Below are 13,762 nucleotides of genomic sequence, written 5' to 3'. Positions count from 1 at the left end.
AATAAAATTGACAATGGCCAAGCAAATCTAAATGTCGATCAAACTATTTTTGCTAATTTTGATAAGAATGCTGCGCTATATAAAAGCAGCAGGTCAATACTTCAAGGGCATCTTTAATGGGCTTAACTTAGACAACTCATAACTGGAGTCATCAGCTAATGAGCGAGCGAAGTCTTTAGCGAAGAGTGTCAAATTAGTTGATAGTATTGATTATCAAGATGAAGCAGGTAAGAGGGGGATGCGTTTTACACACCACATGAAATTTCAAAATTAATAGCTAAATAGTGACATCAGTTTTACCTAAAGCAACACAATCTTTCACAGTATATGATCCTTATCTGTAGGACAGGTTCAATTTGGTTAGCGGTACAAATGACGCACCAAACAGGAATTGTTAAGCTGTATGGACAAGAATCAGATTCAACCGCTTACAATTTAGCTAGAATGAATCTAATGTTGCATCATGTTTTATTTACTAATACGACATTGTTCAACACTGATGCGCTTGAAAGTGATTGGCCATCCGAACCAAATACTAAGGAAATTGATTATCCACGTACCTTTGATGCGGTTGTGACTAATCCACCAGAGCCTCAATCTTGGAATAATAACCAAAATAAGTTAACGGATCCCCGTTTTCACAATTATGTATGGCAAATTAGCTCTAAGGCTGGTTTTGCTTTCGTTTTACAGGGATTTTTTATTATTTAAACAAAAAATGAACTATGGCGATTCGTTTTTCCTTTCAAAAACGTGTAGACTTATCAAAATATGCTCATTTAACTCCCATCGAAGAAAACGCTATATTAGAAGTTAAAATTGCTAAAGACTTAGAAATTAAAAGAGACTAGTTAATTTCTATAAAGCAGTAAGCATATAAACGAGTGTAAGTATTAAATAATGATAAAAAATATTGAGTTTTTTTATAAATATGCTATTATACGAATGAGAGGGAGCGATTATATGGATTCATTAATGCGACATATTTTTGGCTTACAAAAGAAGAAGATCAAGCATCAAAAACATAATAAATACAATAACGAAAAACGAAAGTCGCTAATTTGCGGGCATACTTTCTTTGGTATATTTTAAGCAAACAAATTAATAAAAGGCATATCTCTAACACAAGATATGCCTTTTATTAATTAAAAAGAATGTGAGATTTATGGATAATAAAATAAAGTTATATTCAATTTCTTGGCAGTTCATTTTAGGAATAATTTTAGGAATTTTAGGTACCTTTATTGAGGTTTTGATACCTTTAATAGTACGGCGATTTATTGATGGTAAAACGCAAATAATCGCACATTTAAATTTTCATTTAGTTACCTTAATCGTACTAACCATTATTTTCAGTGCGATTATTAGTGCTTTTTGCCAATATCTAATTAGTGTGGCCGGAAATTTAAAAATTGCTGAAGTCAGAATGGAAATTGAGCAAAAGTTACTTACTTTGCCTATGAGCTTTTTTGCTAATAAAAAAAGCGGACAGCTTTCTAGTCATTTAATTAATGATGCTGAAGTAGTTCAAAGCTTCATGACTAGTAGTATTCCAGCCACCATTAATAGTTTAATTACAGTGCTAGGATCATTCATCGTTTTATTTCATTTAGATTGGCAATTGACGGTATTTATTGTCTTATCTTTTTCACTAATTATCTTAATTGCATATCCAATTGGAAAAATTAGTGAAAAATTGTCGCTCACTACCCAGAATAAATTAAGCGAACTTTCTGGTCAAAGTACAGAAAACATATATAATATCCGCAGTATTAAGCTGAATAATGCTTATCGCCCAGTCTTGTTAAATTTTAAGCAGATAGTAGTTGAATTATTTAAAGTTTCAAATAAAACTGATCTCATATTTTCAATTGTAGGTCCCATTCAAACAGTTTTTACTTTAGGAATTATTCTTTTAATTATTATATATGGTGGTATTCGTGTACAACAGGCTAGTTTGAGTATTGGCACCTTAGTATCCTTTTTAATTTATCTCTTTCAGGTAATTGAGCCAATTAATATGTTGGGTAATTTTTATACCAGTTACAAGCAAGCTAAAGGAGCTACTTTGGAATTAAATAAGATTTTGAATACACCAGGAGAAAAAAATGTTTATCAAGTTAATTCTCAAATATTGTTTGCTAAGAATAGTTGTTTAACGTTGAAAAATGCCTCTTTTTCATATCAAAAGGAACCGGTTTTACAAAATATTTCTTTAAGTTTTAATAGTGGCCAAAAAATAGCAATAGTTGGTCCCTCTGGTGCTGGTAAAACAACAATTATTAATTTATTAACTAGGTTGTATGAATTGAATGAAGGACAGCTCCTATTAAATTCAGTAAATGCTACTAATTATGATTTAAATACTTGGCGTAATTTATTTGCCGTAGTAACTCAAGAAAACACCATTATTTCAGGGTCAATTTATCTAAATCTAACTTTTGGGCTGACAGCTATTCCTGAAGAAAGTGAAATTTGGGTAGCCCTAGATAAAGCTAATTTATTAGAAGATGTACAAAAAATGCCTAATGGTTTACAAACTTTGGTTGGTGAACAAGGAATCGGTTTATCGGGTGGGCAAAGGCAGAGACTACAGATTGCTCGCGCATACTTGCGCCAAGCCCATTTTTTAATTCTAGATGAAGCAACTTCTAACTTGGATCCCAATTCGGAAAAAATTATTACTAATACTTTGAATAAGTTGGTAGCCAATCACCAGACAACTCTAATTGTTATTGCGCATCGCTTATCGACAATTGTTGATGCAGACAAAATTTATTTTTTAGATAATCATCAAATTACCGGCAGTGGTACGCATCAAGAGCTAATGCAATTGGTTCCTAAATATAAACAATTTGTTAATGAAGAAATATTGGCAGTTGAAAAATAATTAAAAGGAGAGAACATACAGATGGACTTAACTGGTAATGAATATCTGGAATTTATTAAAAACGAGCGTTCACTTTTTTATTATCCGAATAATAAAATCCAAAATAAATTTAAATTCATAAAGCCTAAAACTAGCTTTCAAGAATCAACTGATAACTATTGGCATTATATTTTATTTGATCATAAATTGCCCCAACAAGGCTGGAAAATTCATCTAACTGCTAATATTAATGATGCACAAAAACTATTATTGACAGTAAGCCAGTACTTAAACAATAAAAAAGTTAGTTATAAATTTATTAATACAGTAGATGCAATGCTTTTAAGTAATTCCAAATATGGTGACCGAACAGAGTCGGGAAAGTTTATTACAGTTTATCCCGTAAATACTACTGAGTTTGTACAACTTCTTACTGCATTAGCAGAAATTACGCAAGATTTTTTAGAGGGGCCATATATATTAAGTGATAAAGAGTGGCAAGATAGTCATGTCTTTTACCGTTATGGTGCCTTTAAGGCAATGAAAACGGTGATTGCAGGTAAAGAAGTTTATGCCATTATTGATAATAAACATAACTTAGTTGAAGATAAACGGTTACCATATTATTATCAGCCTGATTTTATTGTAGAACCTGAACAATTGAAAAATAATGTGCAACATTATGATCAAAATGAATTCAAAAAACTAATGAATTATAATGTTGATTTTTCTTTACACTATAGCAATGCTGGTGGAGTTTATCATGCAGTTTCCAAGGGGAAAGAATGGGTTCTAAAAGAAGGTCGTTCTTTTGCGGGCTTAGATGCTAATGGGAATGATGGTTTTAATCGTATTAAACACGAGTATAAGATATTAAAACAACTAGCTGATATACCAACAGTTGTCAATGTTTATGAAAGTTTTAAGGCATGGAAACATATGTATTTAGTTGAAGAATATCTTCAAGGAGATACTCTAGCTGATTTTATTGATAGCCAATATCCCTTTACCGCAAATGAACAAAAGAAAAATGAATATCTTACGAAGATGGTCAAAATTATTACGGCACTTTTAAATACAATTAACCAAATTCACCAAAAGGGAATCGCAGTTGGCGATTTACAACCGGATAATATAGTCATACTGGATACAGATAAGTTAAAGTTAATTGATTTTGAAAATGCTCAAAAAACTTCAGCTGCGTACAATCCAGGTCTGGCAACGCCAGGCTATTCAGATTTTAATGCGAAGACTTATGAAGAAGATGATAGAATTGCGTTATACAAAATTGCACGTTATATGATTTTGCCAACAGCAACTGGCTTTGATTGGGCTCCTGAATTAGAGGCGGTGCAAGATAAGAATATTAGCAATGAATTTGGCAATCAAATTGTAGAATTTTTGCATAATTTAAAAAAACAATTAAATTTGAATTTTAATTCTGACTTACGCCACCCGCAGTATTATCACAAAAATCTAGCAGTACCGTCTACATCGTTTTCACTGAGTCAGCTAAATCAAAATATTGCAGAAGTAGCTAAGGGAATCATTGATAACTTGAACTTTAACTTTAAAGGATTAATTTATGGTGATATTCCGCAATATAGTTCTGAAATTAGTTATTATTCCATAGCCAATGGCGCTTTTGGGGCTATAATGGCTTTAAACAGATCACAAACTTTAAATCAGAAAAATAAGCAAAAAATTAATATTTGGATTGAACAACAATTACCAAATTTAAAAAAGTTGTTAGCTGCGCCAACAACAGATATTGGATTATTTACTGGTCTAAGTGGTATTGCAACCGTTTTATGGGAACAAGGCTATGCTAAAATTAGTTGTAATATAATGGAAAAGATACAAACTACTGATATATTTAAGTTAGGTAATGATATTTCAATTTATTCTGGCTTAGCAGGAGTTGGACTTGCTTTTTTATGCTATTATGTCCAAACTAAAAAAACTATTTACTTACAAAATGCAATTGCGATTGCTCAACAAATCATAGAAATTATTAAGCGTGAACACTATACTGAAAAAACTGATAGTGGATTAATTACTGGTTGGTTGGGTGCAGCATTATTTTTATGGAAATTAAGTATTGCTACAGACACAAAGCAATACAAGCAAGAAGCTTTAAAAATTTACCAGTTAGTAATTAAAAATTCATTACTGCTTACAAGCGATGGTGCATTTATTAAGGATAATTCATACTCATATGAACGTTTAATACCGTATGTCAATCATGGTAGTGCTGGTTTAGCTTTATTAATGATAGAATTTTTACAAGATGATCCGAAAGTTTTTACTAAAAAAGAATTAGAAATTTTGTTAAAAATATTAAAGAAAAATGATGTTTTTGTAACTTTTTTTGCTGGATTATTCGATGGCTTTTTTAGTTTACTAATTTTAGATAATGCCTTTGCTATTTGTACCAATAATAAGGAAACTTTAAATAAAAAGTACAATTTACTTAATAATTACTTAGTTGCTCAAAACGGTGGGGTAATGGTCCCTGGAAGATTTGGCTTTAAGTGTTCCCTAGATTTGACTACTGGAAGCAGTGGGTTACTGCTACTTTTAACAGATATTAAACAACATACATGGAATGCTTGGCTACCGCTTCTAAGAAGTAAGTGATTTTTTAATTAATATAGCTAAAAGTATCAGGGAAAAAACTAGACACTTCAATGCTCTAAATGGTAGGTTTGATATTCCCATATCAATATTTTCACTATACTTTGTACCGCTATTCAGGTAAGGCTTATATAATTGTTCAAGTTGATCTACTTTAAAGAGTATAGCCAATCATCATATTTTGAATTTTATCATTCTTTCTTAAGTGGAGGTAGGATTAATAAACAGAATCCAAAATCTATTGCGAGTAAACCGGAATAAGGATCTTTTATTATAATTATTGTAATTAATCCAAAAAGACAGGAAATCATTCCTAAAATTTGATCTCCAATGTCTATAGCAGTCATTTCACCTTTTTTTGCATTCTTTTTAAAAGATATCTTAGGAGAAAAGGAAGCAAAGAAAAATAAAATTGCACATAAAATAAAAATTATAAAATATACGAAATGATACTTCTTGCTTTCAATAAATAGAAATATTATTCCTATAAATATTTGCATCAAACCACAAAGAAAAAAAGCCAACTTATTAGATAATTTATTTTCAAACATATTAATTTCTACTCCGTTTAATAATTTAATGAATAAAGAAGTATATATGCTTCGATTTGCTCTTACAGCATTCATTAACAATATACATTGAGCTAGACATCTAAAGAATAGCAATGTAATTATACGGTTTTAAATAAATCTATAAATATTATTGAAATAAAACTTAAACAAAAATTAATAAAAAAAGAGTGATAAATAATACACTCTTTACTGAAAGAAATGTCCATAATGCAAAGATTGAATATGTTAGGCAAAATAAACGAAAAGCTTTTACATTGTTTTTTTTAAATCTAGTTTCTAATCTTTTTAAATGTTTTGCAAAAGCTTTAGCTAAATAAATTGCTGCTAAACTTCCAAAAACAAATATATATAAATATTTTTAAGTTTTATCACTTAAAAGATAGCCAATGTAGCCTAAAGTTAATCAATAATGCTTATAAGAATATTTAAGTACTGCTTTATCAAGTTTATTTTCATAATTTATATCATTTATATCCTTAGAGACTTAATTTGAGGGAAAGATAGAAAGTGCTAAAAGTAAAGAGGAAGCACTAATTATTAAACATTTAATTACTTTTTCATGTTAAGGACCCTCCTAATTTTTATATAGTTATTGAAATTAAGGTATAAAATCATAAAACTCAAGCCAATATCAATTGTAAGTAGCAAGGAAAATAATTCTTTATTATTAATGAATTGCAGAATTCCAAATAAAAGAAAGAGCATACCTAAAAAATATTTAAATTAAAATGATTTTTTGTTTTAAAGAAATTAATTAGAGCAACTGATTTACGAAAAGAAGTTATCCAGATAGCGATTGAAAAAACATAAAACTTAATATAAATGTAAATTTTATATTTGAATCTAGTGTAATAAAACCAATAAAACTTATTATAACTTGAAGAAAACTAATAAGTCTCAATTTTTTTGTTGTTAATTTAGTTTTAAACATAGTTTTATCCCGTTTTGTATGAAGTTCTTTCAAATTTAATAAAAAGTAAGAAATACACAGGATATTCCTTGGTTTCGTCTATATTTTAATTAACGCTTATGCTTTTTATGTGATTCAAGCGTAAGGCATGCCACTCCAGCGGCAACCCCACCAGCTCCTAATGCATTGTTGAATGCATCTCCTCATTTATTTCTTCCAATGATTGAAGAAAGTTCAGTTTTATTAATCTCGCTGTAATTGATAAGTTGTTCGCCAAATTTTTAATTATTTTTTATGATGATTAGTATGACTGAATCAACCTGTTAAGCCGGTTATAGCAGTCCAACCAAATTGCACCAAGGCCAAGTCCAAGTGCGTTGTCTACCCAGTTATTTTTGCCACCAACGACAGTTACTAGATCTTTATCAGATAATGTTGTAATTGCCATAATTTCCCTCCGTTAAAATATATAAAATTTTGTGACTATATAGTTTTAAAAACCAAATTTATATTAAGCATTAAAGCGCTTTTAAAATTTACCAATAAGTAATTTTTTTGTTTTAGTTTTATTAGTATAATTATAAAAGTAATGATGTAATCGCTTATTTATGTAGGTATATATGAGAAACAAATAACAGATAAACTAATCGAACTATCCAAAACTAAGTGCGGGCGTCAAAGGTAGGTTCAATATAATCCCAGCTGACAATTTTTAAGACTAAAGTCAAAGCCACTCTTCAAAGTAAAATAGGAAAAAATAGATCAAGCATCTCTAAAAAGAAATTCTTGATCTATATTTTTGGTCTAAAAAGTTTAGCTTTTCCCATATGATATCAATTAAGAAATCATTTTAAACTATTTCTTGTTCCTTAAAACTACCGTAGACGCGTTCAACTTCTGTTACACTCATAAATGCATACGGATCACTCTTTTTGACTATTTGTAAAACATCATACATATCGTAACGGTCAATCACCGTAATTAGAACCTTTTTTTCGCTATGACTAAATGCTCCCTCAACATCATGAAAGATGGTAATGCCTCGGTGCATTTTTTTCTGAATACCATCAATAATTGCATTGGGTTGATCAGTTACAATCGTCACTTGTAATTTTTGATGTTGGGTATAAACAGCGTCAATTACTCGACCATTAATAAAAATTGTCAAGGCTGAATACAGTGCACGATTCCAACCAAAGACAAAACCAGCAGCTGCAATAATTACAAGATTTATCAAAATACTAATCTTACCGTAACTAGTACCTGTCTTTTTCTGAATGACAATACCAATAATGTCAAGGCCTCCAGTTGAAATTCCGTTTTTTAAGGCAAACCCGGTTCCCAGACCATTAATCATTCCACCAAAGATCGCACAAATTAATGGGTCAACATGCATATTTACCGGTTGTAAAACATGCATCATAATTGACCCCAAAATAACAGTTATAATCGTGAATAATGTAAACTTATGGCCAATCTTAAACCAAGCAAGCAAAAGTAACGGCACATTTAGGGCGAAATACATCGTTGAAGTAGTTAATGTATAAGGCAAATATCGTTCGCTCAAAGTGTTGACTAGTTGCGCAAACCCAGTTATTCCAGATGAATACATGTGCCCCGGAGCCCAAAAGAAATTTAAAGCTACAGCAACAGCAATGGAATAGAAAAATGCCGCAGAAATTTTTGAAAGTAGACTATATCTTCTGTTAAAACTATCAAGTCGATCCATTTATTCCTTATCCTTTTTGCTAAAATATAATTAATAAACTTAATTCAGTGTAACAAAAGAGTAGCTTAAACCCAATAGAAAAATCCTATTAGTAAGGTATTTATTTAGATATAAATTTATTACTTAAAAAAGCTGGATTCATTGACGCATTTGCTAGATAAAGAGTAATTTGCTATATTGTATTTTGACATTGTAAGCGATTTATAGTATTTGGGGAAAATATAAATGATTTCTAATGTAATAAAACATGAATATCAACTTAGTCAAAAATATTATAAAAATTATTTTTTGACCTGTTTAATTGCTGTCTTGGTAGGTCTTGTTACATATCAAAAGCTAAAATTTTCTAAATTCTCTGTTGACAGTTTAATGCTTGCAGTTTTGTCAACTGACCAGATGGCATTTTGTCTTGTTCCTTTTTTAATAATGATTATTTTAACAACTTTCAATTTTAAAAATGGAGATATTTTAAGATGCCAAACTAGAAACGTGATTTTTTTCAAACTCTTTACCGAATATTATTTCCTTATTTGTTAATGGAGACTAGCTGGATGATTGTTAACCTAATGGTTATCCTGCTAGGAAAATATCGTATACTTCTAAAAGAAATCTGGTTTTCGCTGCTTATCCGCAGCATTTTTATGTGGCTTAGTTGTTTGGCTTTTGCTATAATTGCTGCAATTTTTTATTTTTATTTACAAAATAAAATTATGGCGTTCTTTATTTGTTTAGGTATTAGTTGCTTATCGAAAGGACTACAGGACTCTCAACAAATATCATTGTTTTATGACTTTGTTGTACCTAATACAGGTAAAGATATTTTTCTAAGAATAATAATTGTAACTATTCTAATCGGTCTTTTTTATAAATTGTTGAAAATAGGTATTAAGCAGAAAGATTTTTAATAATCGCACGAAGTTTATTTATTACCCAAATTTAACTTTAAGGAGAAAATAAATGAGTTTTATTGAATTAAAGCAAGTAGGCAAAGTAATTAAAAAGCAGCCACTTTTACATGATATCAATGCCAATATTCATCAAAATAGCATTACGGTTCTTGAGGGCATTAATGGATCCGGTAAAACTTTAATTTTAAAAGCTCTTCTCGGTCTAATTAAAGTAACAGGCTCCGTCATAGTAAATCAGCAACAGGTGCTACCTAATAAGCCATTTCCTGTTAAAGCAGGTATTTTAATAGAAAAGCCAAGTTTAATTGAAGATTTTACTGCTTATAAAAATTTAGGATTACTAATTAAATTGGATCCTAGCATTCCAATAGGACAAATAAATGACTCGCTTCAATATTTTGATCTCAACAGATTTCCTAAGCAAAAGGTCAAAAAATTTTCTCTAGGAATGAAACAAAAGTTAGGAATTGCACAAGCGTTTCTTGGTGAATACCCGTTAATCATACTAGATGAACCTACAAACGCATTAGATCAAAAAAGTATTCTTAAGTTAGTCGATTTGATAAAGTCTTGTAACCAACGGGGAACTACATTTATCATTGCTTCACATGACCTTCAATTTATTGACCAAGTTGCTACAAGTCGTTTGAATGTAGAAGAAGGCACAATAACTTATGAAAAATAAAAGAATACTTTATTCTCTAATTTTATTCTTTTGCTTAATATCTACATTTATTGGTTATAAGCGTTACCAACAGGTCAATGCTCGTCCGCAACTAAGAGGAATAAAAGAAGAAAGATTTTTTAAACGACACGAATTAGTTTATGCACCGAATGTTAATTTTGTTGTTAATAGCACTAAGCTTGTTAAAAGTAAGACGGAAGTAAAGGTCAAAATCCAACTATTGCTTCAGCAAACGGGACCAGCTTATTATGGAATATATTATGGTAAATGGACTAAAGATACTGATTTTTCATGTAATATGTTTCTTAACGTTCCCTATGTAAACAATAATGCTCCGTCCCAAATTTTAGATAGTTCTAATCATTCAATAATTTTAAAAATAGTAAGAAATCCTCATTTCATTAATACCAATAGAAAATACATTGTCTATTTCACGGTTCCTAGATCTTTATATAAAAAGCGAGAGCAAAAACTTCGCTTTAGTTTTTTGGTTCCGGATAAAAGCTATTATCTTAAATATTCATTGTTGTTGGAATAAAAAAAGGAGTACAATATGAAATTCTTATGGTCACGAATGAATAAACGTTGGCTTTTTTGGGCCATAATTATTGGAATAATAATTAATTTATTACAGTTCTTACCTTTAAACCTTATATTATCCGTATATCCAGAAGATTCGCCATATACTCGATGGTTAGGGATAGATCCATTTACCATTTTTCCCAAAATTTTCTATCTATTATTGCCATTAATTGCCAGTTTACCAGCTTCCATCTTATTAAAAGAAGATTTAAACAGCGGTTTGCTATTTAAGATTAAATTACAAAGACCAATTAGAAAAGTTATATGTAGTTATGCTGGTTTAGCTTTTTGCATGGGAGCAATTGTCATCGCCATCCCTTTAATTATTAACTTTTTGGCATGGTTTATGATTGTTCCCAATATTAAACCGGATAATTTAATAAATTATAATATCAGGGTTGCTTCATTTAATACAATGTTTGTTGCCCTTTATTATTCTCATCCGTTTGTCCATGCACTTATTGCCATTTGTTTTGCATCTTTTTGGGGTGGATTATTTGCGATGCAAGTTACGTCAACATCTATTTGGATTAAAAATCAGTTTGTTGCGGTGTGTTCAGGCTTAATATTGCAAATATTAATTTTCTTATTGAATAGTGTTTTTTATTTACCAGACTTTGTTAGTTATTCACCGATTGACTTTTTACGTGAATCAGCACCAAGTAATGTTAGTTTAGGGGTTACAATTAGCGTAACTTTAATAATGATAATTTACTGCACTGTAATGTTCTTAATAGATGAAAAGAGGTTAACTAGCTAGAAAAAGGAAAGTTAGTAGCTAATTTTGGTACTAGCATTGTTTATCAATTATAAATCGTAGCTAATTATTAATAACGCTATTTTTACGAACAGTAAAAATAAAAATACATTACTACAAAGTAATGCTTTTTTTAGCAACAAAGAAAGAAAAAGTTAAGTACAAGATAAATAAGACTTTTAAGAAATAGTTTAAGGTTCCGCTTACTTATATGTCTTTTTAAGTATTCAATGTATAGAAATGGAGGCACAACATATGGAAGCTGTTTCTTATACTGAGTTTAGGAGAAATTTTAAACACTATATCCTTGAAGTTAACGAAGATTCTACTGCATTGTTAGTTACTAATCGTGATGATACTGAAAATGATGCCGTTTTATTATCAAAACGAGATTATGATAATATCATGGATTCATTCCGTTTTTTTATCAGCATTGGAAATTAAGCAATTAGAAAAAATATTAGAATTGAACATGTTTGGTTGTCAGCAGCAATTAAAGGAAATATGATTAGTGAAGCAGAAACAGCTGCAATCATTGATGAAAGATTTGGCCACTAATAAATAACCACTCAAGACCTAGCTTAATAGCTAGTTATATATTTAAAAAAGCAAAAAAGAACGCAAAATATCAAAAATGTAGATTGCGTTCTTTCTATTTGGCTAAAGGATTACTTTTTCCAGTTTTTTTCAATGAAAGCTTCACGGCCACCAGACTCTTCTAAAGCATAACGACCAGGATTTTTTTTGTAAAAATTCTGATGATATTCTTCAGCAGGATAAAAAGCGGTTGCCGGCTCGATCTTTGTTACGATTGGTTCAGCAAATTTACCACTTGCTTGAAGGTCATGCTTTGATTTTTCTGCAGCTACTTTTTGTTGGGGAGAATTATAATAAATTACCGGACGGTAATTATCACCTCGATCTTGGAATTGTCCCGATGCATCGGTTGGATCGGTTACTTGCCAATAATAGTCCAGTAGCTTTTCATATGACATTAACTTTGGATCATAAGTGATTTCAACAGCTTCTGTATGACCGGTAGTACCACTTGCAACTTGTTCGTATGTGGGGTTAACTACATGTCCACCAGTGTAACCTGAAATAACCCGTTTAACACCCGGCAGGGTGTCAAATGGCTTTACCATGCACCAAAAACATCCACCAGCAAAAATAGCTGTTTGATAATTTGAGTTTGTTTCTTTATCAACCATTGTTAGAACCTCTTTCTTCCTAGTTCTTATTTAACCACAAACAGATACTAATAAGACAATTCCTGTTTGTTATTCTTCAATCCCTAGATGATTCATAATTAGAGCTGCCGTTTCTTCGATTGAGCGATTTGCCACATTAATGACGAAGCAACCAAGTTGATCATATAATTTCTGAGCAGAATCTAGTTCTTTTTTTATTGCATCAGTGTTTGAATAAGCGGTATCAGGATTAAGCCCATAGGAAATCATTCTTTGCCGTCTTATTTCATTTAAAACTGATAAATCATTAGTTAAACCAATAATTTTTTTGGAGTCAATTTGATAAATTTCCTTTGGAATATGAGTATCAGGAACTAGAGGAAGATTAGCTACTTTTAAGTTCTTATTAGCCAAGAAAAGAGATAACGGTGTTTTAGAAGTTCTAGAAACCCCAAGTAAAACAACATCAGCTTCCAAAAATCCTTTAGGATCTTTTCCGTCATCATACATTACTGCAAATTCCATAGCTGAAATTCTGTCAAAGTATTTTTGATTCATTTTATGTTGCGCACCAATTTTTTCGGTTGGTCTAACACCCGTAACTTTCTGAATTACCTCCATGGCAGGTGATAAAATATCATGACTTGCAATCTGATGCTCTCTAACAAAGCGAATTACTGCTAACTGCATCTCAGCTTTGACTAAACTATAAATTAACACAAGATTAGGAAAGCTTTCTATTTCATTAAAAGTCTCCTTCAACTTATCCATTGTATAAATGAATGGATAACGTCTGTAATTAAACTTAATATCTGGAAATTGAGCAGTTGCAGCTACAGCATTATTAAAAGCTGTATCACCAGCAGAATCAGAAATAATTACGATATTAACTTCTTTTTTGGATGCTTCTTCAACCATATTGA

13 protein-coding genes are annotated in these 13,762 nt (G+C 30.6%); 8 read left to right on the top strand and 5 right to left on the bottom strand.

Going from position 1 to position 13,762, the window contains the following annotated elements:
• Positions 1-372: 372 nt before the first annotated feature.
• From F5ESL0228_RS04405 to lanKC, 4 genes are all read left to right on the top strand, one after another.
• Positions 373-711, top strand: coding sequence for an N-6 DNA methylase (locus F5ESL0228_RS04405; RefSeq protein ID WP_158592484.1), 339 nt, complete (start codon positions 373-375; stop codon positions 709-711).
• A gap of 252 nt (positions 712-963) precedes the next feature.
• Positions 964-1,092, top strand: coding sequence for a hypothetical protein (locus F5ESL0228_RS08545; RefSeq protein ID WP_255409433.1), 129 nt, complete (start codon positions 964-966; stop codon positions 1,090-1,092).
• A 73-nt stretch (positions 1,093-1,165) separates the two neighbouring features.
• Positions 1,166-2,890, top strand: coding sequence for an ABC transporter ATP-binding protein (locus F5ESL0228_RS04400; protein WP_122018256.1), 1,725 nt, complete (start codon positions 1,166-1,168; stop codon positions 2,888-2,890).
• Between the two features lie 21 nt (positions 2,891-2,911).
• Positions 2,912-5,509 carry a class III lanthionine synthetase LanKC gene (gene lanKC, locus F5ESL0228_RS04395; protein ID WP_122022978.1) on the top strand — a complete coding sequence of 866 codons (2,598 nt, stop codon included), beginning with the start codon at positions 2,912-2,914 and terminating at the stop codon, positions 5,507-5,509.
• 188 nt (positions 5,510-5,697) lie between these two features.
• Here lanKC and F5ESL0228_RS04390 read toward each other — a convergent pair whose 3' ends face one another.
• The 3 genes from F5ESL0228_RS04390 to F5ESL0228_RS04380 form a co-directional block, all read right to left on the bottom strand.
• Positions 5,698-6,057 (bottom strand): hypothetical protein, encoded by a 360-nt coding sequence (locus tag F5ESL0228_RS04390; protein WP_122018254.1) that lies wholly within the window; start codon positions 6,055-6,057, stop codon positions 5,698-5,700.
• A 1,232-nt stretch (positions 6,058-7,289) separates the two neighbouring features.
• On the bottom strand, positions 7,290-7,436 hold the full coding sequence (locus tag F5ESL0228_RS08305; RefSeq protein WP_158592483.1) for a hypothetical protein: 147 nt from the start codon (positions 7,434-7,436) through the stop codon (positions 7,290-7,292).
• Between the two features lie 402 nt (positions 7,437-7,838).
• The gene (locus F5ESL0228_RS04380; RefSeq protein ID WP_122018253.1) at positions 7,839-8,717 is read right to left on the bottom strand and encodes a YitT family protein; all 879 of its coding nucleotides are present in this window, start codon (positions 8,715-8,717) and stop codon (positions 7,839-7,841) included.
• 957 nt (positions 8,718-9,674) lie between these two features.
• Here F5ESL0228_RS04380 and F5ESL0228_RS04365 point away from each other — a divergent pair.
• From F5ESL0228_RS04365 to F5ESL0228_RS04350, 4 genes are all read left to right on the top strand, one after another.
• Positions 9,675-10,310 carry an ATP-binding cassette domain-containing protein gene (locus F5ESL0228_RS04365; RefSeq protein ID WP_122022975.1) on the top strand — a complete coding sequence of 212 codons (636 nt, stop codon included), beginning with the start codon at positions 9,675-9,677 and terminating at the stop codon, positions 10,308-10,310.
• On the top strand, positions 10,300-10,848 hold the full coding sequence (locus F5ESL0228_RS04360) for a hypothetical protein (RefSeq protein ID WP_122022974.1): 549 nt from the start codon (positions 10,300-10,302) through the stop codon (positions 10,846-10,848). The genes F5ESL0228_RS04365 and F5ESL0228_RS04360 overlap by 11 nt, the downstream gene beginning before the upstream one ends.
• A gap of 15 nt (positions 10,849-10,863) precedes the next feature.
• Positions 10,864-11,652: a hypothetical protein gene (locus tag F5ESL0228_RS04355; RefSeq protein ID WP_122018249.1), complete on the top strand. Its 789-nt coding sequence runs from the start codon at positions 10,864-10,866 to the stop codon at positions 11,650-11,652.
• Positions 11,653-11,904: 252 nt separating this feature from the next.
• Positions 11,905-12,093 (top strand): type II toxin-antitoxin system Phd/YefM family antitoxin, encoded by a 189-nt coding sequence (locus tag F5ESL0228_RS04350; protein ID WP_158592482.1) that lies wholly within the window; start codon positions 11,905-11,907, stop codon positions 12,091-12,093.
• Between the two features lie 224 nt (positions 12,094-12,317).
• Here F5ESL0228_RS04350 and msrA read toward each other — a convergent pair whose 3' ends face one another.
• Positions 12,318-12,860 carry a peptide-methionine (S)-S-oxide reductase MsrA gene (gene msrA / locus F5ESL0228_RS04345; protein WP_122018247.1) on the bottom strand — a complete coding sequence of 181 codons (543 nt, stop codon included), beginning with the start codon at positions 12,858-12,860 and terminating at the stop codon, positions 12,318-12,320.
• 69 nt (positions 12,861-12,929) lie between these two features.
• On the bottom strand, positions 12,930-13,757 hold the full coding sequence (locus F5ESL0228_RS04340) for a pyruvate, water dikinase regulatory protein (RefSeq protein ID WP_122018246.1): 828 nt from the start codon (positions 13,755-13,757) through the stop codon (positions 12,930-12,932).
• Between the last annotated feature and the right edge of the window lie 5 nt (positions 13,758-13,762).

The organism is Lactobacillus sp. ESL0228 (genome assembly GCF_003692825.1).
Taxonomy (GTDB): Bacteria; Bacillota; Bacilli; order Lactobacillales; family Lactobacillaceae; genus Lactobacillus.
Note: the sequence above shows the minus strand (reverse complement) of the source record. Positions and strands in the feature narration are given on the sequence as shown.